The sequence below is a fragment of the Bifidobacterium olomucense genome (assembly GCF_012932375.1).
In the GTDB taxonomy this organism is placed as follows: Bacteria; Actinomycetota; Actinomycetes; order Actinomycetales; family Bifidobacteriaceae; genus Bifidobacterium; species Bifidobacterium olomucense.
Window position 1 is genome coordinate 32752 of sequence record NZ_JAAIIG010000002.1, and the last position, 24933, is coordinate 57684.

The 24933-nt window shown below is 64.1% G+C and carries 17 protein-coding genes; 6 read left to right on the forward strand and 11 right to left on the reverse strand.

What is annotated here, in order from left to right; genetic code table 11:
- Positions 1–115: 115 nt before the first annotated feature.
- Both G1C97_RS12465 and G1C97_RS02345 read left to right on the forward strand, forming a co-directional pair.
- On the forward strand, positions 116–271 hold the full coding sequence (locus G1C97_RS12465) for a response regulator transcription factor (RefSeq protein ID WP_169240586.1): 156 nt from the start codon (positions 116–118) through the stop codon (positions 269–271).
- An 85-nt stretch (positions 272–356) separates the two neighbouring features.
- Complete coding sequence (locus tag G1C97_RS02345) at positions 357–1163, forward strand: Abi family protein (protein ID WP_169240352.1); 807 nt, start codon at positions 357–359, stop codon at positions 1161–1163.
- 156 nt (positions 1164–1319) lie between these two features.
- On the opposite strand, the gene G1C97_RS12205 is transcribed toward G1C97_RS02345, so the two are convergent.
- Positions 1320–1502, reverse strand: a complete 183-nt coding sequence (locus tag G1C97_RS12205) for a hypothetical protein (protein ID WP_240950983.1) — start codon at positions 1500–1502, stop codon at positions 1320–1322.
- 1263 nt (positions 1503–2765) lie between these two features.
- On the opposite strand from G1C97_RS12205, the gene G1C97_RS02355 reads away from it, so the two are divergent.
- On the forward strand, positions 2766–4667 hold the full coding sequence (locus tag G1C97_RS02355) for a hypothetical protein (RefSeq protein WP_169240353.1): 1902 nt from the start codon (positions 2766–2768) through the stop codon (positions 4665–4667).
- 104 nt (positions 4668–4771) lie between these two features.
- On the opposite strand, the gene G1C97_RS02360 is transcribed toward G1C97_RS02355, so the two are convergent.
- The 4 genes from G1C97_RS02360 to G1C97_RS02375 form a co-directional block, all read right to left on the reverse strand.
- Positions 4772–5197, reverse strand: coding sequence for a hypothetical protein (locus G1C97_RS02360; protein WP_169240354.1), 426 nt, complete (start codon positions 5195–5197; stop codon positions 4772–4774).
- Between the two features lie 139 nt (positions 5198–5336).
- Entirely contained in the window at positions 5337–5519 is a 183-nt protein-coding gene (locus G1C97_RS02365; protein WP_169240355.1) for a hypothetical protein, read from the reverse strand.
- 345 nt (positions 5520–5864) lie between these two features.
- On the reverse strand, positions 5865–6941 hold the full coding sequence (locus G1C97_RS02370) for a hypothetical protein (RefSeq protein WP_169240356.1): 1077 nt from the start codon (positions 6939–6941) through the stop codon (positions 5865–5867).
- 303 nt (positions 6942–7244) lie between these two features.
- Entirely contained in the window at positions 7245–7619 is a 375-nt protein-coding gene (locus tag G1C97_RS02375; protein ID WP_169240357.1) for a hypothetical protein, read from the reverse strand.
- A 1564-nt stretch (positions 7620–9183) separates the two neighbouring features.
- Between G1C97_RS02375 and G1C97_RS12075 the strand changes: the two genes are divergently transcribed.
- Positions 9184–11316, forward strand: coding sequence for a tyrosine-type recombinase/integrase (locus G1C97_RS12075; RefSeq protein WP_205832495.1), 2133 nt, complete (start codon positions 9184–9186; stop codon positions 11314–11316).
- 156 nt (positions 11317–11472) lie between these two features.
- Here the strand turns inward: G1C97_RS12075 and G1C97_RS02385 are convergent, their stop codons facing one another.
- Positions 11473–11697 (reverse strand): hypothetical protein, encoded by a 225-nt coding sequence (locus tag G1C97_RS02385; RefSeq protein WP_169240358.1) that lies wholly within the window; start codon positions 11695–11697, stop codon positions 11473–11475.
- A gap of 186 nt (positions 11698–11883) precedes the next feature.
- Here G1C97_RS02385 and G1C97_RS02390 point away from each other — a divergent pair, with 186 nt between their 5' ends.
- Positions 11884–12900, forward strand: a complete 1017-nt coding sequence (locus G1C97_RS02390; protein WP_169240359.1) for a hypothetical protein — start codon at positions 11884–11886, stop codon at positions 12898–12900.
- 249 nt (positions 12901–13149) lie between these two features.
- Here the strand turns inward: G1C97_RS02390 and G1C97_RS02395 are convergent, their stop codons facing one another.
- Entirely contained in the window at positions 13150–13374 is a 225-nt protein-coding gene (locus G1C97_RS02395) for a hypothetical protein (protein ID WP_169240360.1), read from the reverse strand.
- A 1302-nt stretch (positions 13375–14676) separates the two neighbouring features.
- Positions 14677–15741, reverse strand: a complete 1065-nt coding sequence (locus G1C97_RS02400) for a hypothetical protein (protein ID WP_169240361.1) — start codon at positions 15739–15741, stop codon at positions 14677–14679.
- A gap of 240 nt (positions 15742–15981) precedes the next feature.
- Here G1C97_RS02400 and G1C97_RS02405 point away from each other — a divergent pair, with 240 nt between their 5' ends.
- Positions 15982–16599: a hypothetical protein gene (locus G1C97_RS02405; RefSeq protein ID WP_169240362.1), complete on the forward strand. Its 618-nt coding sequence runs from the start codon at positions 15982–15984 to the stop codon at positions 16597–16599.
- 916 nt (positions 16600–17515) lie between these two features.
- Here G1C97_RS02405 and G1C97_RS02410 read toward each other — a convergent pair.
- The 3 genes from G1C97_RS02410 to G1C97_RS02420 form a co-directional block, all read right to left on the reverse strand.
- Positions 17516–18514 (reverse strand): hypothetical protein, encoded by a 999-nt coding sequence (locus G1C97_RS02410; RefSeq protein WP_169240363.1) that lies wholly within the window; start codon positions 18512–18514, stop codon positions 17516–17518.
- Between the two features lie 403 nt (positions 18515–18917).
- Positions 18918–19889 (reverse strand): class C sortase, encoded by a 972-nt coding sequence (locus tag G1C97_RS02415; RefSeq protein ID WP_169240364.1) that lies wholly within the window; start codon positions 19887–19889, stop codon positions 18918–18920.
- Between the two features lie 481 nt (positions 19890–20370).
- A complete protein-coding gene (locus G1C97_RS02420; RefSeq protein WP_169240365.1) occupies positions 20371–24549 on the reverse strand; it encodes an InlB B-repeat-containing protein in 4179 nt (1392 codons plus the stop codon).
- Positions 24550–24933 lie beyond the last annotated feature (384 nt).

Genomic DNA, 24933 nt, shown 5'->3' on the forward strand with positions numbered 1-24933 from the left:
GCCCCTGCGCCGGTTGGTTTCGGATGACGATGGGCGCGGGAATGGCGCTCGCCAACAGTCCGGCGATTGAGGATGGCGGACATGAGCATGGCGATTGAGCCCCTGACAAGACCGGATCGCCGCAAATCTGGGCGTCAGCGTGTCCACCGTCAAAACCCACATCGGCAACATCCTCAGAAAAACCGGCCAAACCAACCGCGTGCGGCTCATAGTCTGGGCTGTGCGGCATTCAATGGACGGGTATCCCAATCCGAGTAAAAATACTGAATAAAAGAGAACCCCCAGTGCATCACGGCTCAGTCGAAGACCGTCCGGAGAGGCCCATTGGGGGATTTCATGGAATATGATAATGGTTCATGAGCCGACAGTCAAACCTAGCACCCGCTTTCCTCTCACAGCCTCCTCGCAAGGGAAGCCCGCAGGAGAGGGCGTTGCGCGCGTGCATCACCGACGAACGGCTCGCATCCTACGATTCCGAAGCGCGGCGGCGCTCATGCCCGGCATTGCGACTGTACCTGTGGGACCATGACATGGCCAGCGCCTGCATGGGAGACATCGCCGTCCTCGAAGTCGCCCTGCGCAACCACATGGACCGGCAGTTGTCACTCATCTCCTTGGAACAGTCCGGCACCGCGGACTGGTACATGGCGGGGCTCCGTTTCGACGACCGCACCCAACGCCAGATCCGCGAGGCATGGGGCCATCTCACCGTCCAGCAAAAGAAACGGCACACGCACGGGCATCTCGTCGCGGCGTTGACGTTCGGATTCTGGCGCAACCTGCTGGAGAACGGCGGAGCCATCCACGCTCACTGGCCGGACGAGGGCAGCGCCGACTACGAGAACGACCTCTGGCGCAAGGGCATCGTCAAGGCCTTCCCCGGCGGGCGCCGGCACGCCTTGGACGCGAACGCCAAATGGACGAGGAGCTACGCGCTGAACATCGTCAAGACCGTGCACGCCCTGCGCAACAGGGTCGCCCACCACGAGCCGCTCGTCAACGGCATCCCGCTACCGGGCGAGAACCGGCGCATCACACTGGCGGACGCGGTGCAGGCGTGCTTCGATCTGGCGATGATTCTGGACCGCGACCTGTACACATGGCTGATGGACAACAGCAAGATGAAACTCGCGCTCGAACACGAACCGCAACCCAATGCGTAGACGGCAGTCGCCACTCTCTTCAAGCATCGCTTCAGAATGCAGGTATGACACCGCGAAAAGCCAACAACGGATTGTCGCAGGCCTCAATCCTGACGTTTCGACCAGAAAGCTCTGCTTCCGATTAAGAAGTGAATCTTTCTGATTGGCGATTCGGTACTAGACACGTTTCACCGCCTTGAGCAGCAGCCATACACTTGCCGTGGCAACGACCACACCGACCGGAATCACATAACCGGCAAATCCCGCCCCGCTTAACAGCCATGTGGTCAGTATGCCCCAACCGATCAAACCCAAAGCAGAAACAAACAAGGCAAGGCAAGACGCAGCGCGGATGGCCAAGTTCTCCAATGATGATGCGGCGCGAGTGGTTCGGGATTCCCGAATAGACCATCACGAGAGAATCATTCAAGGCCACACGCGCAGATCCCCATGCGCATTGCTGCTCGGCCACTGCCACGAGCACGCGACCAGGCACCACGCGATCCGGGTTCGCGTCACCACTCCACCCCTCGCCAGGAAAAAGAAAAAAGGAACCAGTCACAGCCGCGCGGCGAGCGCCAGACCGCACGCATCATACGACCCTACTAGTGACGCCACGTGGCGAGGCGGCTCGCGTCGATGCGAACCGCATGTTCAACGACAACCCGATGGTCCCGGCACTGATACTCCCAAATCACCCGCGCCAGGCATCACCTTGTTGTTCCTTTTGCTGTTGCCTCCCAGTCGTGTGGTCTTGTTCGCATGGTTTGCGGGTTGACTGATCCGTTGTACGGGTTGCCATTCAATCACGGGGTAGGACGATCTGCTTCACTACTCACCACGCCGCGAGCACCGATCGTGCTCGCGGGTTTGGTCATCGTGACGCTCGTCCTCGTCCCGAGGATTGGCTGGAGAGCGCCGGGGGCGCGGAGCGTATTCCTCCCCCGGTACTGATGGTCGGTCGAGCAAGCGGTGTGTAGCAGCGTGTGCCGCCGCTTCCCGGTTTCCCTTGAGCGCTGTCGCGTGCGGGTCAAGGGGAACCACGCGGGTCCACGGGGCGCGTGTATCGCCGTGTGTTTCTTGGCGGAGTGACGGGACGGAGTGAGGATCGGCGCGCCCGTGCGACGACCGGGTTGTTGTTCTGCCTGTGGTTGTGTGTTGCTCATCCACGCGCCGGTGCGGCTGGCTGTTGTACTGCCGCGCGCGGCGCGAGTGGTGGAGGTTCGTTCCTTGTAGTCCGGCGATTGCCGTCCCCGCCTTGGCGTGATTGGTTCATAATTCCCAATGAAGCATGTGCTCTGCGCGTGTGGTCTTGAACGTTGTGTTGCGTGTTTTTCGGAGTCCTCGGACCCTGCTGTCCCTTGGTTCTTGGCTTGTTTTTGGCTTGTTTCCGCGGGTCCGGGGGTTTGGCGGTCATTTTCACGTTTTTTGGGGTCCGGGGTTCTACTGGAGTTTTCCGTGACATAGGACGATGTGCGTGCCATACGTCGGGGCGTTCGGGGTGGTTTTGGGGCATCCGCGATATTGCCCTGTCGTCCTATGTCATGCGGCTTGTCGTTCGCCTGTGTCGATTCGGTTCCGGCCGCGTGGCGCTGTTCTCGTGCTGTTGCGTGGAGGTTTCCCATGGTTGCGAACTACTTGACCCCTATGGACAGGGGAATGCTGGACGCGGTGAATCGCTTCCAGTCCGTGTCCACTCGTTCCGCCGTCCGTCTTGCGGGCGGAACTTCGATGGCGAACAACGGCCGGTATGGCCAACGTCTCCGTTCGTTAGGGAAACGCGGTCTGGTCACTTTGAACGGTGCCGGTGACGGCGCGCTTGGCTCCGCGTTCTTCTGGGGTCCGACTTCGAAGACGAGCCGCGCGATTGATTCGCCGCTGCAGTACAGCAAGGTGGATGTGCGTGCGCATACGGTGATGCTGTCGAGCATCGCGGGGCAGCTGATGCAGTGCGCTCTCGCGTATGACGAGGACGTGCTGAAGGTCGGTTCCCCGAACAACGACTACCTGCATCTTGACAAGCAGTCATGCTTCGCGGTGGACGAGTGGGAGCGGCTGCGCGAGGAGATTCTGAATGGTGACGCGGATCTCATCGCCGAGCATGAGTACCGTCCAGTGTGGGGCAAGGTGATGAAACTCATCGAGCAGACCGCGAACGACGAGGTGAAGCGGAACCAGTACACGACGCCGGAGCGTGAACTGTTCACCGCGCGCGAGAGGCTCATCAGCGGATACCTGAAGCGTTGCGCGGAGCAGCCCATCAGTGAACCGTCCGGCGCGTACGAGGCGTGGTCGAGCATTCCCGAGGAGCGTAGCTACAACGACTATTGGCGTTGGGTGCTGATGAACAAGGACTACTGGTTCGATACGCGCGCGCATCGTTTCCTTGACTGGCACGGCTACGAGCAGGCGGTCGGAATGAACCCCGACATTGAACGCGAGCTGATTCGCCTCGCGGATCATTGCGTGGACATGGTGATTGCCCGCCCAGGCGGCTCCATCGCCATCGAGCTTGAACGGACCGCGAAGGACGTGCGCGCGTATGAGCGGACGATGCTCGGGTTCTGCACCCCTCAGGCGGAGGTGACGTACTCGGCGTGCATCTGGATCGTGACGACGAGCACGACACGAGCGAAGCTGGAGGAGGCACGCTCCAAGGTGCAGGAATGGCTCGCGAATTGGAGCGGCGGCGGTGCGCCGTTCTTCGTCCCGCAGGTCATCCTAGACGCGCACCTGAAGGACGGGAAGTCGTACGCCACCGGCGCCGACGTGGTCATCGGATCCTTGATGAATCGCGGCGCGGTGAACGCGAACCGTCGCCGCCGCATCGCGCAGAACAGGAAGCGCTCCGCATCCATTCGCCGCTCTCTCTCCGCGAAGAAGCAGGCGCAGCGCGACGCGGAAACCGCGCAGCGGTACACGCCGCGCCGACCCGGCGGCGCTCCCATCCGCGTGGAGGAATACGAGGAGAACCGACGCATCGAGGCGGAGAAGACGGCGCGCGTCACCGGGAACACCAACACTTCCCACGCACGACCGGTTCGGCCAACCGGCACGGAGACGCAACGGTCAGCCGGGAACAGACCGACGCCCACCATGCCCGTCGATGTGCAGGTGCGGGATGATTCACCGGTGGACGCGCTCGACGCGATGGACGGGAACATCTTCAACACACCGCAGCCGCAGCAAACCGCACGACCAGTGGAACCGGTGGAGGGCGAACGCAGGTTCCGGCGCATCGTACGCCAGCCGCAGGGCACGGCGCGGCGGAGGGAAGCACAGCCGGTGAATGATGGCATACCGGTCGCGTTCCACACGATGCAGCGAAGCACGACGAACACGAACCGCAACAACGCGGTACCGGTCGCACCGGCACGACCGGTGCCGACGCCTGACACGAACACGAATGTCAACGCTCAGACAGGAGCCGCGAACGGCGAGGCGAACGGATCCGGTTTCAACTACGTGCGCGCCGCGCAGGAGGCGGAGCACCTGCCTGCGCCCGGCGAATCATTCCTCGACTGACACGCGCAGAAGCAAACAGCCGAAGCACAGGCACAGGGGGGCGAGGAACCGAATGATTGAGCCGTTCATGTCGGTCGCTCTTGTTCCTCCCCTCAGTTTTCTCATCACCGGGTTGCTACCGGTGGTTGTTCCTTCAACGTGATGTTCCTGTATGCCTCGTAGGCTTCTCGGATGATCTGCCGGAGGTTCGCGGGCATTTCGTAGTATTCGTCGTTCTCCTCGCGCAGCATCTTCACCTCGAAGCATTCGTCGTAGTGGTACTCGTTGAGGAGCCGGTACGTATTGGCGAGCCACGTGTGGAGTTCGGGTCGTGCGGCGAGGACGGGTCCCCATTCCTGAATGGGATGGCCGGTGTGATGCCTGTCGTTCGAGGCATCGACGATGCCGAGAATGGCCCCGACGCTTGGCGTGCCGGTTTCGAGGTCGGTGCGTTCGAGCCCCTGCTCGTTCAACGTCGCTTGTTCAATGCCTTCGAGTTCGTCGAGTTCCGCCGCATACCGGATCGCGTCGTTCAATGCGTCCTCGTCCATCAGCGTTCCCCCGTCGGCTCCTCGTCGAGTACGACGTCGCCGTCATCCAGCGGGTCCGTAGCCGCGTCGCTGATTGGTTCATAGTCGGATTCGTCATTCCTCTGCTCGTTGCTCTCCATGCTCCGCTCCTTGTCGTTGCTCACGTCATCGTCTTCGTGCCATGCTTCCTCCATCCCGTGCAGTGCGTCGCCAACGGGATACGGAAGTTCACGGCACGGACCGCGTCCTCGTCATACCTGGTGTTGCCAAGCGCGTCGACTGACTCCTCGAACCAGCGGACCACCACGGTCCGCAGGAGCAGCAGGCCGAATGCGCGCGGCATTAGGCTCCACGCGCCACTGTTCGGCATGACACGGACGACTCGTTCACACAAGCGCCATCCGCACGCGCCCCGGTGAAGCGCACCCAGCCCAGACCACGGAGCAGCTCCACACTGGCGCTCACGTCGTCTCCCCTCCCCACGCCCATCACGCCCCTCCCGTGTATGAACCAGTCACGCACGAGACGGGTTGGTTTCGTCAACAGGCGAATATCCCCACGACCACACAAGCCGCGGAATCCGAGGGACGAATGAGAATGGCGCGGGTGGTGCGGGTTCTTGTGAATCGGGCTGGTTTTATTTCCCCACTCCACCCGCACCGCGTTCGTACTGTGTTCCCCTCCGGCCTCATTCCCGGTCGTGCACGTCTGGTCCCGTCGGTTTCGTTCGTTGATCGTCGGGGTGCCATGCCTTGACGATGAGGTCGCTGGCGGTTGGCGCGGTGTGGAGCTTGCCCCTGTGCGGCGCGTTGCGTGGCGCGTGCGCCTTGTTCGGCGGCACGCATGGCCGCGCGGCTGGCGTGGACGGGTTGTTGAACAGGCCGGTGTGCTTCGGATTGCGCGTCTGGTTCCTCGTGGTGCGCGTGGCGGCTGATGTCACGCGCTGGTATTCGCGTCGAGCCTGGTAGCGTGCATCATCCGCCGCCACCCATGCGTCAATCACCTGCGGCAGGAACATGGTGGGCACCTCGCGTAGCTCGTCGGCGCTCGTGGCGATGAGCGGGTCGTACTCGTACACGGTGGTGATGAGGAGGAGTTCGCTCATGGCGAGGGCCTCGGGGTACCGGGTCTTCGCGTCCAACGGACCGCATCCGAGGAGGTACGCGGCGCGCGGCACGCTCGTGGCCTGGCAGTCGCGCATGGTTTTCTTGTCAAGCGTGACCCTGAGGCCCGGCACGGTTGTGCCGTTCATCATGCGCTCCCATTCGTCGCGCCACTTCACGTAGGAGCGTGGCTGGATGCCCACCGGCATCTCGTCGCTGACGGGACGACGGTGAGCACGGTCCCACGCGAGGACGTTCTCCTCCGCACCGGGGAGGTTCCCCTCGTTCACGGTCCTGTTGAACCCCGCCGCATCGATGTACAGCGGGTTCCCCGATGATTCACGCTCCGGACGAACGTACAGGCCAAGCCTCCACGTCGTGTCGGGGAACCTTTTCACACCGGCGAGCCTGATGAGCCTTTCGCTGAGACCGGTGCGCCTCGCAGCCGCACGCGCCTCGCGCATCGGCGAATCATCCCACGTCAGGCACAGCAGCATGAGGCCCGAGTACGGCAGCACGAGACCGGGTTCGCCGATCGGAACGTCAAGCGGCACCGGCTCCATGAGACCGTTCGCACGCGAGTACGAGTACGGCTCCACCCACTCATGGTCCTCCGGCCGGAACAACGAACCACTCAGGCCAAGCACCTCCGCACGCTTCATCTCTTCCCCCGCATCATTCCTCGGACGCCGGTCGGGCTCACCGACCCGACGCAACGCCCTTGTCAATTCTGACAAGGCAATATCGCACGGCACGGGCAGCGAACAAGCGACAAGCGGGAACCGCCACGGAGAACGAGCGAAGCATGAACCATGGAGCAGACCAAAGAGAAGGAAGGGGCGCGGCACAAGTGATGACTGCATCAGCGGGGTGGAGAAGCCAAGGACTGACGCTGATGGTCTTTGACCATCAAAACGGGAAAGGAGAAGAGGGAATGGTGCCGCCCCTCGCCGTTTTGCACGCCGTCACTTGGCCCGGCTCCGGGCCTCGGCCTCGCGCCTGCGCAGGAGCTCCTGCTCGGCGTTCCACCGGTAGCCCCACGTCTCGATGCTCCTGCGCTCGTAGCGCCGGTGGTTCGTGGCGGGGTCCACCTCGACCGTCGCGTCGAGCCTGTCCTCGCGGTACAGCTGGTCGAGCCGCTGCCGGGACATCCCGACGATGGCCGCCGCCTCGCCCGTGGTGAGCCACTCGCGCCCGTTCTCGTCCATGCGCATGATGGTCAGTCCTCGCTTCCCGTAGATTCCGTAGTGTCGGTTCGCCCAGTCGTACGTCGGCAGGGTCATTGGGTCGTCGGAGTTCGCGATGCCATCACCCGTGTTCCGCCAATCCAGTACGAGCATATGAACTCGTCCTTGTTCGTGTTGTCGTATCCGGCGGGATGCCGTTCCAGCGCAGCTTCCGGCCGCCGGTCCGCGTCGAGGCGGGGCCGTCCATGTCGTTCCTACCCGCGCGGGGCTTGGTCGTCGCGCTGGATCGGGGCGTCGCCGCCCCTCCGCCGCAGCCAAGCGCCGGGATCCTCCCCTCGCCATGCTCCACTTCCTCCGGAACAAGCCCGGTCGGCCACCTGTCAACCTCGACAAGGCCAATATCCACACGAACAGGAACGAACCGGCAACGCCACCAGCCACGCATAGTCGCACAGGAGAACCAGCCCCCATGCGAAAAACAAGGATTATCCGCGCCCGCGCCCGGCTTCGCACCGTTCGTTTCCTGTGCGAACCGCACGTATGCTCGCGGATCCATTCACTCCCATCCGGGCGAGGAAGGAGTGGAACGGCATCGGCTGCCGTCCCGCCGCGCCCATACATGACGATGGGCGCGCAAGAGCGGTACGGACGCCCACCGGGAATCGGAATCGCGAGGAGGCAGGACGCGGAGCGAGTGGCCTGGAGGCTTCTCGGTGGTGGCCGATTGCCGGGTCCCGCCTTTCCCTGCGGTTCCTGATGGGGTTTTGCGTTTTGTTTGGATTCCTCACACCGGGGTCGGCTCCGGTGCCGTTCTTCTCCTGTGCGAAGTCGCACGGAGCGTGGCCGTGTGACTTTGCACAAGGTCATGGAGCCGCGCCGTGCGGTGTCGGCGGATTCCGTGCCCGAGTGGCGCCCCGGTGCATGACGTTGGTCCTCCCTCTTCTACTGCCGCTTGGGTTTCGTGGTGTGGCGGCTGCGCCTCGCGCGGTTCCGTTCGGCACGGCGCGCCTGTCGGGCGTCCGGCACGCCGATGCGGGTTCCCCTCGCCTGTCGGAGCGAGTTCGCACAGGAGCGGTTCCGTGTAGTCGCGGCGGAACTTCGACGTTCCCCTCCCCGCCTACTGCCGGTTGGGTTCCGCCGGGTATGCGAAGGCCCGCCCGGTGTGGTTCCGGGCGGGCCTTCCTGTCATGGAGTTCCTGTGCGAATCCTTGCGGGACCCCTTGGTGCGACACGCCTCATGTCGTATGCGAAGTCACACAGGATGTATGATTGAGGTGCGTTCGCACAGGATTCGCATAGCGAGAAACGTTGAAATCAAGCCGATTCGAGTCACTTCGACACGTTGAACTTGAACTCCACCATAAGGGGGTCGAGTTAACCCAACGCTTGGAAACAAGCCGTTTCCAACCCCACCGTGACCCGATTTCGCAAAATACTTCGCAAAATCCGCGGTCGTTCCGGTGAGGAGCAAGAAATGCCGCAAGACACGGAGCCGAAGCACCACGACCAGCAGAGTGCCGACATCATCATTCCTACCGTTTTTAGGACCAGTATAACCCGGCCCGGAGTCACCGCACCGGAACCCGAGCCAGCGGAGCCGGGAGCCGCGGTGACGGGCACGCAGAAGAACGGGGAAAACCCGATCGGCAGGGCCGCGCTGATGGGCTTAGTCTCTGGAGTGGAGAACCCGGAGGAGCCGGGGCAACGAAGCACGGAGATGAGGATGAGGAGCGGCAAGAAGCCGACTGCCGCACGGACGAGCGGCAGCGACGACGCGGAGCCGGTGACGGGCACGGATGCCACGGTTCAGACCACCGAACCGGGCAGGACCACGACCCGCAGGGGCACGGGCAGGAGGAACAACAAGCGCGTGCCCCTCATCGGCCAGCAGGCCTGGGCCAACCCACCGACGCGCAGCTACCCGTACTGGAGGGTCTGGTGGATCGACGCCGCCGGCAAGAAGCATTCCACGACGGTCAGCGGCACCGAGGACGACGCGTACAACACCGCGTCGGAGAAGCTCGGCTACCGGAAACCCAAGGGGCCGGTGCACGGAACCCCGAAGAACCCGCTCGTGAAGGACGTGTACGAGGAGTACGTCAGGGCCGGCGACCATCCGAAGTGGGGGTCCGGGACCACGAGCCAGAAGCGGCAGGCCATGACCCGCGTGTGGCTCGTCATCGGTGACAAGAAGATACGCGACGTGGTGCCGAGCGACCTCGCGCGCATCGACATGGCCGGCATACGCCCGGCCGCTCAGAAGCGGCTGCGCAGCGAGGTCCGTCGTCTCTTCGACTACGCGCACTCCGTGTACGGCATCGAGGGGACCGGCGACGATTACGCGAAACCAGTGCCCGTCGTGACGAACTACCGTCGCGAGGAAAGCACGACGAACGTCACCGTGAAGAAGGAGGACGTGCCCTCCACGCGTTGGGTGGCGTGCCTCATCACGCTCACGGCCTCCACGATGAACGTGACCCCGCTTGACGAGGAGATGGACATGCGCACCCAGCGCGAGGCGGCGGCACACGCGGCACATGAGCTGCTCACCGGACGCGGGACCGGCCAGGTGCCGGAGTACACCACGTGGATAGACACGGTGAGCGGTGAGAAGCAGACCACGAGCGGCTGGACCAACGAGCCGCTCGACGGCCCCACGGGCTGCAACCCGCTGGATGACATCTGGAGGATGGGGATTCCCGAGGATAAGCGGATAGCCCGCATCACCGGGCCGCTCATCAGAACCGAGGAGGCATACCAACGCGCGAACGAGGACGTGGCACGGCAGTACCGCAGGCTCACCGCGTTCCTCGCGATGGGGGCCGGCGTCGGTACCCGCGTCGGTGAGCAGATAGCGCTTCGCGTGGGCAACGTCCTCACACCCGACCAGGCGGCGTTCCTCTTCGTGGACGCGCACATCCAGAACTGGGACGAGGAGACGGATGACGCGCTGAGGTTCGACGGCCGGCAACCACCGGAGAGCCGCAGGGGCTGGTACGGTGCCATCCACATCGAGGAGCAGTACACGCAGGCCGGTTCCGGTTACCGGCTCGGCCGGCCGAAGTGGAACAACGAGATGGATGACAAGACCCGCTGGGTCCACATGCCCTACTACCTGCCATCGTGGCAGTACGAGGACGACCCGAGGCCGCTACGAGAGCAGATAGCGGGTATGGACGGCATGCAGCGCTTCGCACCACACGCGAGGACGCAGGACGACGAATCGTTCTGGTCCTCCACGCGCGAGGAGGTGGGTTACGCCTGGGCCGAGGGCTACACTCCGCTCGGCTGGTGCATGCTCCAGTGGCTCATCGACCTGTGGAACACACCGACCCTGAACCGCGCCGCCGGCGGATCGCTCTCCGCGAAGCTTGCCCTATTCACAAGGCTGCTCATGTTCCCGACCCGACGGCCCACGAACGACCCGGACAGCCTGAAGGTCGGCATGAGCGAGGATTGGAGGGCCAGCGGCCACGGCAAGCTCATACCCGGCACCGGCGGCTACACGAACCAGAAACGCATGCAGCTCCTCACGAACCCCGTCATGGACTACGTGAGCCAGCGCATGGAACTCGCGACCAAGTACAACCCATGGCCACCGAACCACAACACGTATACCGGCATGACCGTGCCCGTCGTCGGTGGCAAGGAATGGAAGGCCCCGCGCGTCGGATGGACCCACCACTCACTGCGTCACTACAGCGCGTCCATACGACTCGCGAGCGGCGTACCCATCACGCTCATCAGCAAGGAACTCGGCCACAAGGACATCTCCACCACGATAGAGACGTACATCCACCTCATAGACGAGGCACAAAGCACCATCCCATCAGCCGGCTTCGAGTTCTGACGCAATGAAGGGGCCGGGATAACCATCACCCCGGCCCCTCACCAGCGAGCGCGCAGTGGTCAACGATAATCCCGGACCACCCGCGCAAACCTTTGTCTTTTCCCATTCATCCAGCGGTGACCAGCACCGCCCGGCACTCCTTACCTATTGGGTCAATCACGGGGTCATGGCCGCGGGGTCCGTGGTGACGGTATCCACGAACCATTCGCTGCCCGTGAGGAGGTCGGCCACCTGGTTCACGGCCCAGATGACCCAGTTCGCACCGGCCTTCACCACCTCGATGGGGTTCCCGAAGATGGACCACAACGCTACGAGCAGGCCGAGGCCCGCTATCACCATGAGCGTGTCGCGCACGACACCCCACACTCCACCACCACGCATGACTGCCTCCCTCCAACGGCACGAGCACCAGCAGTCACCCGCATATCCACGACCGCGAACCCTTGTGGCCGCCGCGGTATGGAGGAATCAACACGTTACGCGGGTGGTCCGGGATTATTTTTGGTTTCCCGGGCGTGTCCCCGTGTGGATCTGGGATGATCTGATCGCTTTTGCGAGGAGGCCGTCGTGCGTTTGTATCATCTGAACCCGTTGACGAACGGTGTGGAGCCGTGCCGCGAGCCGGATTGGGTAGCATGCCGGTGCGGTGAGCATTACGCGACGCTGCGCGAGGCCGTTGATGCCTCTATCGCCGCGGGGCCGGTGGATTGGTCCCGTTACTCGTATCGTCGCAAGCCGAAGCCGCGCGTGCGCGTGACGATGGGTTTGCAGAACCTGCGCGGGCTGGTGATGCGTGATGCCGCGGCCCGTGTGGAGCGTTGGGTCGGTGATGGACATTACCGTTCCGTGGTCGCCGCGCTGGGGTACGCGGGGTTCGTTCCCTCGGATTACGCGGCCGGCCCCTCCCCCACGGAGTCGATGCTCATGGACCGGCTCGCGCTTCACGGGCCGATGGCCTGTGCCGACCTGCTGGAGGTGCTGCTGAGCGACGCCGGGCCTGAAGCGTCGATGCTGACGCGCGCCTCGGCCCGGCTCATGGTTCTGACCCTGCGCGCGGCTGCCCGTGACCAGTCGAGCGCGGCCATCCTCTCCACGTACCGTCTCGGTTCCCTGTGGATGGATGATGCTGATTGGACCGACCGTGAGCTGCGGTTCCGACTGAGCCGTGAAGGGGTATTGGATACGGTTCCCCGCACCGGTGTCCAACGATTCGCCGCCCGCACCTACGCGGAGCAGATAGCCGGGTACCGCTCATTGCTGAACCCGGTCGCGCGCGACCCCGAGTCGAACCTGATGCGCGAGGCCCTCGTGAACGGGGACCTGCCGGTGCTGCGTGCCATGGGGATAATCATCCCGAACACGGACCGTGCCATCCAACGGTTCGCGGCCCTCGACGGCTCGACCCTCCACCCCCGCACGCTGGAGCGGAGCGAAGCACTGACGCTGCTTGACTACACGAGCATGGCCATCAGGGACGATGGTTCCGTGAACGTGGATTACGACGGACCGGCCACCATAGCCACGGAACCCGAGCACGGAACGGCCACGCGCACCGCACCAACGGCACCCGGCCCCACCCTATGAAAATCCCGGACCACCCGCGCTGACTTCATCTTTCCTTTAGCGCCGGTGGTCCCTTGTTCTTGTCTTCGGTTCCCCGTGGATAGGTAGGGGCCGTGCTCCTGACTCATGGCTTGGTCAGGGGCACGGCCCCGTTTTGGATTCCGTTCTTCCGTTTCGAGAAGAGGAGTGAGCGGCTGCTTGGCCGTGGCACCGGTCCCGCTCGGCTCCCGGTGCGTGGTCTGCATATCGTCGCTTGTTCGGCCCGTGTGGTCAGCGGGTCGTGGTGCGTGGCCTGCGGTTCCGCTTCTTGAGCGTGTGGAGCGGGTCGTCCTTGTGTATCTCCCATTGCTGCCGTTCGACCTCGCGCATCGCGCTGGCCTCGTCGGGGTAGTGCCGCTTGTAGGGGCAGTCACCATTCGTGGCCGTGCAGCGCTTCGCGTCCCCGTCCCTGTTGATGTGCCATCGACCGTGGCCGTTGCGTATCGTCATCACCATCACGCTCCAGATTCACTATGCGTATGACCGAACGGCCCGAGGGCCGGATTGCCCATCACAGTCGGTCCGCTTGTGTGATGCTACCGATGCGGAGCGGCCGGCGGCCGGTGCCCGTCCACTGGATAGTCCTTCATCCGACCCCTCACGTGCGGGTTGCTTGTAGCACTCAGCTGCTGTTTTGTCAATGGTGATTGGTTGGTTATGCCCTTGGCTTATTTTCGCTTTTCGGCCTCCGCCCGGGCGTGTCGCACGTCGGAAACGCGTCCCGCTCCCCCGATTCGCATGTTCGATTCAGCGAACATAACCGAACATAATAGCACACCACACATAAGGTATGTTATCGGCTAATTATCCGGCCGACGATTCCCCGTGATTGGATTGCGAATTACCCTTCATTGGGTGCGTGCATTATAACGCCCCACCACCACGCTGTCAACCCGCCCGAATCACGCCCGACACCGCCCCGGCGCCCCCGTTCCGGACACGTGACGCGGCCCGACCATCGAACCACGGCACCCGATAATCCCGGACCACCCGCGCCATCCCCGTCGTCCTTCTTCTTCATCTTCGCCGTTCATCCACGGGCGCCGGCCCTGCTCGTCGCGCCGGTGTGATCGTCATCGTCGGCCGGTCCGGCCCGTGGCCCGGCCTCTTCCGCAGACACGTGGGGCCCCGGTCCGGCTTGATGCCGGCTCGGGGCCCGCGTGGAGAAGGCCGCCCCGCGCGGAAGACTAGTTCGCGGTTCGGTCGACAGTCGAATATCCCTACGGGCCAGGTGCGGCGGTTAGATCCCATTCGAACGGGGACGGGCGCGGACCGGCGACGATGCCTCCGCGCCCGACCCTCCAACATCCACCGTCGACGATCGGAGCCGGCACGAGGGACCCAATAATAAGGCCCCTAATAATAAGGAATGAAGAAGCGGCGCGGGTGGTCCGGGATTATCGCGAACAACCCGGACCACCCGCGTCCGTTCTTCTTCTCCTTCTTATTGCTTCTCCTTGCCGCCGTGGTTCCCGCCTATCCCGTTGTTCGCTTGCCTTGGCGTGCTTGTGGTGCTGGTGGTTCGCGTCTTCACACGTTCTTCATAATCGGGGTTCCGGGGCCTGTGGCCGGTGCGTCCCGCCTCGCGTAGCTTGGGTCTTGTCATGGCGGCCGGTTCCCAGTCGGGAGTAGGGCCGCCGAGGTTACGTCCGGCCGTTGGGGCCGGGGATTGGAATGGATGATGACCGCCGTTGAGGATAATGTGCGAGCACCTTCGGGGAGGAGACACTGTCGGATTGAGCCGCCGCCGGCCACGGCTCACCTGGCGCGGGCCGGTGAGCCGCTCCGCACCGTGGGCAGGTCGATGCAGCCGGCCGGGCTGATGCACGCGTCGCCGCGTCTGCGTATCGCGCTCGCCTCCGCGCCGGTGAGCAGCGTCTGGCGCACGAGCATGGGCAGGTATTCGCTGCGGGCCGGGTCCGATTCGTCGATGGCGTCCACGCGCCGCGTCGCGATGTCGAAGAGGGCGAGCTTGTCGTGTGGGTTCCGCTTCGTTCCCCTCATGCTCGCCGCGGTCTCGTCGAACCGGGCGCGGTGCCGGTCCACGTACTTGCGGTACGCGGCTTCGCGCTGCCAGATGAACGGCGAGTGGTTCATGTCGTCGATGAGCGGGGAGTCCCTCACATCCGCACCCGACGGGCCGCCGGTCCCGGCAAGCGCCTTGGCGAGGTCGGTGCCGAGCCGGTCGTCGTCGAGCAGGGCGGCGCGGGCGTAGGAGGCGAGCTCCATGTTCAACGCGCCGACCCGCTCATGCATGTCATCGGTCACCGTAACCGGGGCCGGGGCCTCGTCCCACGTGACGCCGGTCGGGACCCCGCCCTGCGTGCGCCTCGGCCGGTACGGCCCATGGACCGGCGCACTCGAATCCGCCGGGCGCGCCCCGCCGAGGAGCCTCCACTCCTCCAGCAGCCGGGGCGTGAGCAGACCGAGGTCGCGCAGCGTCGCGGCCCGCGAGTACTTGCCCCCGTCCGTCAGGTCCGCCTCGACCAGCGCCGGCTCACGCCCGGCCGCGATGTCGAACGCGAGCAGCACGTCGCATGGGCGTCTGCCCCTGCCGTTGCCGGGCACGGAGCGGCGCATGTACAGGGGACGGCACTCCGCGTAGTACTCGCGGAACGCCGCCTCACGCTCCGCCAAGTCGTCCGAACCATTCATCACGCGGATCAGCTCGGCGTCACGGGCGGAGGGCTTCTCCACCGTCCGGTGGGCGAGCCTCACCAACCAATCACCAAGCCCACGCTCCATGACGAGCGCCAACGCGCCCCGGCGAACCTCACCGTTCAGCGCATCCAACCCGGAGCGAACATCCAACCCGGCGTCCATAAGGCACCACCCCGCAACGACAAGCGCCGACCCGAACGGGCCGACGCACGACACGACCGGCCACGCCGGTCAACCAACACAACCGAATATCACCAGCCGCCGGCCCCACCACCCCTCACAGCCCATCCGGACCCGCTACGCGGGAACGGTACAAGCCGCACGCGAAGCGGTACAGGCAACCAGCAGGAACAAGCCGGCAGGACAGGAACCCGCCAAGAACCAATCAGGAAGGAACAGACAATGACCATCCGCAACGACACAAGACGAGGACTGGGAGAGCTGAGAAGCACCATCCAGACGAACGCCGACGTGATGCGCCGCTCCGCACCAAGCGGAACCGCCCTCGCGCTCCTCATCCACGACGCCCTCAGGGACGCCGGCCTCACCGCGAAGAACCCCAACACCGGCGAGTACGACAAGGCGTACGCCAGCATCATCAGCGAGTACACCTACGAACGCCTCGGACAGGCACTCGACCACACGCTCCGCCTCATCCACAACGCCGGCGCCCCGGACCCCGTCATCTGGAACAACATGACCATCAGCGACATCCGCAACATGGACAGGGACTCACGCCTCACCAGAACCAGCCTCACCGACACCGAACCGGAAGCACTCGCCCAACGAGTCAGGAACGGCTCCCTCGACCCCGCCACCGCGCTCGCCATCCACGAACACGGCCTCGCAGCCCTCACGCAACCCGACACCGCCACACAGCCAAGCGGCAACGACGCCAGCGAAGAGACCGACCACACACCACCAACAACACGACAGGCGCTCGCCGCCCTCGGCCTCCCCGACGACTACGAACCGCCAATCCAACCGCCGAACCGCATCATCATGCAGGCACGGTCATAGGAACGGCCCGTCGTTCCAACCAGGACCACAGTGGTGAGAAGCCGAGGGAACGAGAAGCGGCGCGGGTGGTCCGGGTTGTTCCGGCGATATCCCGGACCACCCGCGTTGCCCCTCACCGGCCTTCCGACCCCGTTCCCCGGCCTCGCGGAGATTCAGGACCACCCGCGCAGCGTCATTCCTTCTCCTCCACTCCCCCCTCCCCGCTCCACTTGGTTCGGCCAGCCGCGCGCCCATCCGCTCGACGCGCTCGCCATCCGTCCGCCTGATGGTGCCGGTTCCGTTGTACCGCCTGTACCGTCACTCGCGTAGCCGTTGTTCCCTCCGGTTCCGGCCCGTCGTGCGTGTGCTTGGTTCGGCGCGTGTTGCGTCGGATTGGCTTGGTTCCGGGGTTCCCGCCCCGACCCCATTCAGCCTGTGTGCTTCCTGTCGCTCGGCTCCGTTGAGTGATGGATGAGGGATGATGGCTATGACGCGTCATGTCGACCGTAGTTGCATTCCCGCCGTCCCGGCATGGGCGTCAGTGTGGCCCGCGCGTGTAGTGAGTAGCGAAGCCGCCCGGCTCAGGATGGGCGCCGGAGAACAGGATCCGCACCTGCCCGGCCACCGGGCGTACCACGCATCGGAATGGAGGGAACACGGGGACCACCGTCCATCATGACCATGGAGCACAAGCACCTGCTGGTCGCGAGTGTCGAATCCGGATACAGCAGAACATTGCGGGGCCTGGCAAGCCCACACACCGCCAGCCGAGGAGCTACGCGACGAGCGTGCGTCACACGCGAGGACACGGAGAAGAAGAGGAGCATATGACGGGCGCGGGTGGTCCGGAATGTTCTGATTATCCCGGACCACCCGCGCCGTGTTCTTCGTCCGTGTGATTGGTTCCCTGCGGCTTCGCTTGGTGGTTCTTCTTCCGTCAGGCTCCGGTGGGCTTGCCCCGGCGTGGTGGCCTGCGGGGCTTCCTTCCCTTGTGGTCGTCCTTGGGGAGCGCGCCTGGAGCCCTGCGGCGTGGCGGCTTCCTGCCCTTGCCCGCCTCGCGGTACTCGTGCTGCTGCTTCGCCTGTTCGCGGCGCCGCTCCGATGGGTCGGACCGGTAGTGGTCAACGGCCTCGTTATCTCCGAGCGGGTACCCGTACGCGTCGAACGCATCCTGCCCGTACTTGGTGATGTTGTCGAGTTGCTTCGGCACGAGTATCCCCTCACGTGCGAGGAGGTCCAGCAGCGGGACCTCGGGGCGTCTGCCCGCCGCAACGGCGTTGGCTATCGCGTCGAACATCGGGTACGTTATCGGGCGGATAAGTTCCCCGTCGTAGTCGGGGTCGCGCCATTCCTCGGGCGTGTACCGGTAATAGCCCACGTCGTCCAGTTCGGGATAGGCGTAGTAGAAGATTCGTCGAATGTTGTCGATGGTGCACCATTCGCGGAGCTTCTCGTCGGTTATCGCGGGGTTCGTCCTGAGCAGCGGCTCGGTGAGGATGAAGCGCAGGTTCGGGTGCGTGTCCGTCACGGCGTACACGCATCTGTCGAGGAGGCGGGGAACGTTCCACAGGCCGTGCCCGCTCAGGATCTTCTCCCATCCCTCATGCAGGGACTGCCTGATGCCGCGCAGGGCAAGCCCGTCCGATTGGTCGAGTTCCACCGGCGGAAGGTCGGCGAGGCGGTCCACCGTACTGAGCACGTCAACCATGAAGCACGCCTCCCAGGACACGTGCCCCGGTCCCTTGTAATGAATGGCATCGGCACGGGTCCTGTAGATGGCCTTCAGGACCCTACGGAGCAGGATGTGCGCGTGCCCGCGCACCCAGTCATTGACGTTCGCGTACAACTGGGTCTCCGCGTTCTGCTCCAACCTCTCGGGCGCGCTGGAACCCGGAACGGTGTCCTCCGTGACCCAGTACTGCCAGATGTCCGGCAACCAGAGCTCCTGAGCAACATGCTCCCAATCCAACGCCCGCCTCGGCGGCCGCGCCTCGCCATTCGTCATGCGTCAATGATCGGACGAACGTTCGACCACCACGCACGAGGAACCAGGCGCAAGGAGGAACGAGGCGCGGGCGCACCCTGAATGAGAACCAAGCGCAGGCGCCCCTCACACAACAAGCCTCGCACAACAAGACGGACGGGGGAACCAGGCAACGAAGAAGATGGAGAACACGAACGCGGGTGGTCCGGGTTGTTCTAATGATAATCCCGGACCACCCGCGCCGCTTCTTCATTGTCCTTCTTCTCCTGCCCCTCGGCCTCGCGAGGAATCATCCCCCGCCCGCGTCGTGTTCTTCTTCCTCCTTGCTTGCGCGGTGGCGCTCCCCCTGTGCTTGTCAGGCCTTGTGCTTCGCGTGGTGCCTGTCGTTGAGCTTGCGTCGTATGGTCCAGCTGATGATGAGGAGCGTGGGGCATGCGAGGGTCGCGAGGACGGGGGCGAGCTTCTCAAGCATCGCCCAGTCATCCTTCTGGGAGTCGGGCTTGGGGCTGTCCGCCGTGTACCGGACGCCGCTGACGAGGAGGCGGTGCGTGTTGATGCTGTATGGCGTGCAGGTGACGAGCGTGACCCGGTCCTCGCCCTCCTTGATCTTGAGATGCGTGAAGTCGTCGGGCTTCACGACCCAGATGTGGTCGACGCGGTAGCTGAGGGTCTCGCCCATGACCTTCACCTGGAAGAAGTCGCCGACCTTCATCTCATCCAGCCTCGTGAACATGAGCTTGTCAGGCAGGGCGCGGTGCGCGGCGATGATGGAGTGCGTGGATTCGCCGCCCACCGGCAGGGACGAGCCGAACGTGTGCCCCGCCCCCGCGAGGAGGGACTCGTCGCTCGTGCCGTGGTAGATGGGCAGGTTCACGCTGATCTTCGGGATGACGATGCTGCCCATCACGCCATCCGAACCGGCCTTCAGCTCGTCGTCGTACCGCTTCGCGAGCGGGTCGTCGTCATCCGCCGCGGTGGCGCTGGACGCCCCGAGCACGTCCCGCACGTCCGTGCCGAGCTCCGTCTGACCGGACTTGAACAGGTCCTCGTTGTACTTCCGCGCCTCCTTGAACATGTCCTCCGCCTTCGGGTACGGCCAGCCCTGCACGTGCTCCTCCACGGACTGGCTCACGCTCGCCTGCCTCGACTCGTTGATGGTCTGCATGAGCGGCGGGTATATCGCCACCGCGAGGCCGATCACGAGCATCACCACGCCGATCAGGATGACGAGCCACGTGCGCCACGACACGAACCTCACCCACGAGACGCCACCGGGACGCGCGGACCCGACGCCCACGCTCCCGGCGCGAGCAGCACCAACAGTCATGTTCCCCTCCAATCAACTAGGCCCGGCACCGGGCCAATCACTCACAATCACCGGCCCGAGATGCGGCGCGGGCCACGCATTCATACATGAGGTATCTAACCGGCGAGGGAACCGGGCCAAGCAGACAGTCAACGGACAGGTAGTGGGCCCGGCGCATACGACGAAGCCGACCCAAGACACGCTCGACGCGGCCCCACGACGCTTCACGGGGCAGGCCAACGACGCAGCGCGGGTGGTCCGGGTTATTCGTTGCGTTAATCCCGGACCACCCGCGCCGGTTCCTATTGCTTCCCTTCCCCGTTGTTGGTCCTATGCCGGGAGAATTAGGACCACCCGCGTTGCTTGTCTTGTCGTCTTCTTGGTTGTGTGGTCCGTGTGGTCGGGTTGCTGGTTCGTTCTGAACGGGTTGGCCCCGGCCGGTGTTGTTCCGGTCGGGGCCAGCCTTGTTGTGGATTGTTGGTGCTCGGTTGGGAGCGTTGGCTTATTGCTTATGTTGCGGCTCCTTCCCGGCCTGCGGCTTGCTGAGCGTGTTGGCCGTCTTGTGGAGTGTTATCGCCGCCGCTGCCGCGAGTAGGAGCAGCAGCAGGCTCGCGCCGCCGGTCTGTGCGAGCACGCGGACCGGCGGGGTGGTGGTGCCTTCGGTGCTCCACTTCGCGTAGATGATGGTGTCGTGGTCGATGGTGGTGGTGAAGTCGAACTTCGTGGTGAGCGTCTTGTCGGTGTACCAGCCTTCGAACTTGTTCTTGTCGAGCACCGGTTCGGGGTACGGGTCGTGGGCTGTTCCGCCCTTGTGGACCTGCTGGTCTGGTATCGGCTGGTTGTCGGAGCCCACCGGCGTGGTGTCGTCCGTGTTGCGGAACTGTACCGTCACGCATTCGCTCGGCAGGACTACCGATGGGGCCGAAGTGTTGCCTTGCTGGTCCGAGGAGAACAGCTTCGCGCCGGAGCTGCCGTATATGACTCCGCTGATGTACCAGGCCTTGCGCGTTCCGCCGTCCGACGAGATGTTGTTGTCGTTCGCGGGGAGGAACATGTCCGGCATCCAGCTGAAGTCGCCGGACCCGGTGAACATTCCGACGGAACTTGTCGTGTAGTCGGTGTTGGTGTAGCTGTCGTGCTTCGTCCGACTGGTGGTGATTACTCCTCCGTCACGGTATGGGGAGGCGGATTGGATGCCGGTCACCGGGCCGCTCCTGCTTGTGTAGAGCGTGCTTACTATCGCTGTTGGGGCGGAGAACGTGCTTCCCCCGCTTCCTCCGATGATGTAGGCGTATCCGCTTGTTGCGCTTCCCCCGTACACCACGGAGCGGCCGTCCGAGAACGGGCCGTTACCGTCCGCGCCGATGAGGTTGCCGCTTGTGCCGGTGACCGTGGCGTACTTGGGCGTGTTGTATATGTTGCCGAGTGCGTCGTTCGCCGGGTTCGTGTCTACGACGAGCGTGGCGTTCGAACCGCCGTACAGGATGAACCCGTAGTTGGTCCCGCCCATGTATCCGCGGCCGTTCACCTTATAGTCCGCGGAGCCGGCCACTCCCTTGAGCTGGGTCGCCGTCCCGTCGCTCTGCACTATCCATACGCCGTTGGAACCCGTGACGAGGCTGCGATCGTTACCGGTCAGCGGCGCGGGTCCGGAGTCGCGGATGTCGCCCGTCGTTCCTCTGATAGCCGTCGCACGGGCGTTGTTGACGATCCATGCGCCGGAGGTTGTGTCGATGATGTAGTTGCCGCCGTTCGCGTCGTCGTCCCATCCGGTCGCGTTGAGTATGGCGCCGTTGATGCCGGGTATTCTCGTCGCGGATGTTCCCTTGACGTACCATGCGTCGGTACTGGTGTAGGCGAGGACGCCATGCGTGGCGGGATAGGCGCCGGATACGCCCTTCAGTGACGGCAGGGATGTTCCACTCGCGTCCTTGACCTGCGTAGCGGTCGTGCTTGTTCCGGTCGTAGCCCATACGCCGTCGCTCGTGATGATGAGCACGCCGCTATCCGCATCGGCACCGATGACTCGTTGCACGGTCCCGGTGAAGCCCGTGAGTTCGCGTATCGGCTTCATGCCCGAATCGGTGCGGCCGGCCCATCCGACGACCCATACCTGCTTGTTGCTGGCGATGACGCCGGTCCCGCTCTGCACGTTGGCGGCGGATGCGCTGACTATGGTCGGGGTGCATTCGCCTGGGTCTTCGAGCACGTACTGCGCGTAGATGGTGATGTCTTGCGTGACTGGCGCATCGAAGTCGTACCGGTTCTTCATGGTCTTATCCGCGAACCATCCGTTGAACTTATAGCTTGCCATTATCCCCTGGTCCGTGCCGTCTGCTCCATCCGATGGATAATAGGGCTTCGTCGCCTTGTCACCGTCATTGACGGTCTGGTCATCGATGGTGGTGGTTAAGGATGCGCAACCCGACCCGGTATCCGTAAGGCATCCGTGCATGGTGTGCTCGTTGCCCTTCGCGTCCACCCAACGGTACTTCACGGTGTGCGGCTTCGATTCCGCCCACTTCGCGTAGATGGTGACGTCCTGCGTGACCTTCGTCGTGAAGTCGTACTTCGTGGTGAGCGCCTTGTCCGTGTACCAGCCCTCGAACGCGTAGCCGGTCCTGTTATCCGAGGCCGGGTCCGGGTCTGGCGATGGTCTGGTGGCGGTTCCGCCATCCACCACGCTCTCGTCCGGGATAGGCCCTGACGTGTTGGCCACGCTGGTCTCGTTGCCATTCGCGTCGACGTTGCGGAACTTCACGGCCCAGTTCTTCGTCGCGGTCCACTTCGCGTAGATGATGGTGTCCTGCTCGACCTTCGCCGTGAAGTCGTACTTCGTGGTGAGCGTCTTGTCCGTATACCAGCCGCCGAACACGTAGTTATCACGCTTCGGGTCGCTCGGCTTCGTGGCGGCGGACCCGTAATCGATGGACTGGTCGGGTATCGCCGACCCGTCCGACCCGGTGACGGTCGAATCATCCGTGTTGCGGAACTGCACGCTAACCTTGTCCGTGGCGTACTGCGCGTACAGCGTCACGTCCTGCGTGACCTTCGTGGAGAAGTCGTACTTCGAATCCTTGCCGGTGTTCGGGTCCTTGCCGTCCTTGTACAGGGACCAGTAGGAGAACGAACTGTGAGTCGGCGCCTTGGGGGCTGGGTCCGGTTCGGTGGCGGTCTGCCCGGACTGGAGCGTCTGGTCCTTGATCGTGGCGCCGGCGGTGTCCTTCACCGTCGAACCATCCGGGTTGCGGAACTGGACCACGGGGCAGGATTCGGGAATGGCGAGCTTGATGGTGGAGCCGTCCGGCTTCACGTACCATGCGCCCTTCGCCCCGTATACGAGGGCCCCGTAGTTGTTCGCCCTCGGGTTCGACGCGCTATGGGCGGCCGTGAGCGACCCCTCGGCGTCGACCTTGTACGTTGTGCCGTCCGCTCCGATGACCCACGCTCCGTCCGAACCCGCGATGATGCTGCCGCCATAACCACTGCTGCCGGTGGTGCCCTCCATGCTGGGCAGGTTGCCGGCTGAGCTGGACAGTTCGCCGCTGAGCCCCCTCAGCCGCTCGGTCGATATCTGCACGCCATTATTGAGCTGGACCTTGACGATGTCCGCCCAGTCGTGCCCATGGACGAGGAAGCCGACGAACGGGCTCGTGCCGGTGGCGCCGACTATCGTCTTGTCAGTGATGTCGGAATCAGTCGGCGCCTTCAAGGAACCCACAAGGTCCTCGAAGCCAGGCTTGGAACCGAACACCAGACCGGAGTCAGGGCCCCAAGCGAAGTACCCGGACTCCGCATCGCCGGTGCCCTGGTAGCCCGTCCCGATGACGTTCGTGTACGTGCCGTTCGAGCTATCCTTCACGGCGGAGGATGAACCATCGCTATTCACGCGGTACGGCTTGCCGTTCACGAGCGCGGCGCTCACCGCCCCATCCGCGAGGGGGAAGTCGCCATGCACCACGGTATTGCCGCTGATGCCGTTGACCTTCTTCAGGACCCCATCGGCGCTGATGAGCCAAGCGCCATCCGTGGTGCCGAGGATGAACCCCGCAGGCTTGCTGCTCGCCCCGGTCCCGACGTCATCGATGACCTCGCCGCCCGTGACGTTGTTGATGGTCCCGCTCCAACCCGTGATACGCATAACGTCCCCACGGTTCGGCTTCTGCAGGTACAGCCGGTTATCCGTCGTGTACACCACCGAGCCGTATTGGGACGGCCAGGACCCAGCGAGACCCTTCACGTTCGTGATGGGCTTGCCGTTCTCATCCAGAACCGGAACGACCTTACCACCGTTCGAGTTCACCGAGCCATCATACCGGTACACGCCATCCTCGGTCGCGAGCAAGGCCCCGGCATCCGAGTTCGGATTCGACCCGACCATCCACTTGATCTTCCCGGTGAACCCGCTCAGCTCCTGATTAACAGAACCATCCGGATTCATTCCCCAAGCGCGGTAATCACTCGCGACGAGCGCCCCGCCGGTCAGCGGCGCGTTGGCGTCCCCCATGGTGATGTTCGGCGAGCAATCCACAGACGCCGTCGAGATACCCGAATCCGGGTTATCCGCGCTCGCCGAACGGATTACCCCCGGCAACGCGCACGCCGAGACAAGACCCAGCACGACAAGTGCACCCAATAAGAACCTAACAGGGGCCGAACGAGCCCCACCCCAATCAACCATACGGAATCCTCCAACTAGACCCACGTAACCCATATCGCGGCCAATCCCAAGCGCGCACTATCGAGGAGAAGGAACAACAACACCACGGCAACACCAACAGCCGTGGGGAGGGAGAGGAGCAACGCGGGTGGTCCTGAATCTCCGCAACCGAGAAGAAGAAGGCCAATGAGGAGCAGCGCGGGTGGTCCGGGATGTTCTCGCGTTAATCCCGGACCACCCGCGCCGCGTTCCTCCCCATCCCTTGTCGGCGTGCTCCGTTCCATGCGGGTTCGTCGGTTCGTCCGAACCCGCGCCCGTTCCTTGTGCTTCTTGTTCCGCTGCTTCTGGAACGGGCGGAGCCCCGGCCTCCTGCCCTGTTGCGGGTTGGGAGTCCGGGGCTCCGTT

Bases quoted from the DNA above. Each gene is read 5' to 3' on its own strand.
- G1C97_RS02385 (WP_169240358.1), bottom strand. From the start codon at position 11,697: ATGCGTGGTGGTGGAGTGTGGGGTGTCGTGCGCGACACGCTCATGGTG.
- G1C97_RS02355 (WP_169240353.1), top strand. From the start codon at position 2,766: ATGGTTGCGAACTACTTGACCCCTATGGACAGGGGAATGCTGGACGCG.
- G1C97_RS02375 (WP_169240357.1), bottom strand. From the start codon at position 7,619: ATGCTCGTACTGGATTGGCGGAACACGGGTGATGGCATCGCGAACTCC.
- G1C97_RS02395 (WP_169240360.1), bottom strand. From the start codon at position 13,374: ATGGTGATGACGATACGCAACGGCCACGGTCGATGGCACATCAACAGG.
- G1C97_RS02345 (WP_169240352.1), top strand. From the start codon at position 357: ATGAGCCGACAGTCAAACCTAGCACCCGCTTTCCTCTCACAGCCTCCT.
- G1C97_RS02415 (WP_169240364.1), bottom strand. From the start codon at position 19,889: ATGACTGTTGGTGCTGCTCGCGCCGGGAGCGTGGGCGTCGGGTCCGCG.
- G1C97_RS02360 (WP_169240354.1), bottom strand. From the start codon at position 5,197: ATGGACGAGGACGCATTGAACGACGCGATCCGGTATGCGGCGGAACTC.
- G1C97_RS02405 (WP_169240362.1), top strand. From the start codon at position 15,982: ATGACCATCCGCAACGACACAAGACGAGGACTGGGAGAGCTGAGAAGC.
- G1C97_RS02370 (WP_169240356.1), bottom strand. From the start codon at position 6,941: ATGAAGCGTGCGGAGGTGCTTGGCCTGAGTGGTTCGTTGTTCCGGCCG.
- G1C97_RS02420 (WP_169240365.1), bottom strand. From the start codon at position 24,549: ATGGTTGATTGGGGTGGGGCTCGTTCGGCCCCTGTTAGGTTCTTATTG.
- G1C97_RS02400 (WP_169240361.1), bottom strand. From the start codon at position 15,741: ATGGACGCCGGGTTGGATGTTCGCTCCGGGTTGGATGCGCTGAACGGT.
- G1C97_RS02365 (WP_169240355.1), bottom strand. From the start codon at position 5,519: ATGCCGCGCGCATTCGGCCTGCTGCTCCTGCGGACCGTGGTGGTCCGC.
- G1C97_RS12075 (WP_205832495.1), top strand. From the start codon at position 9,184: ATGAGGATGAGGAGCGGCAAGAAGCCGACTGCCGCACGGACGAGCGGC.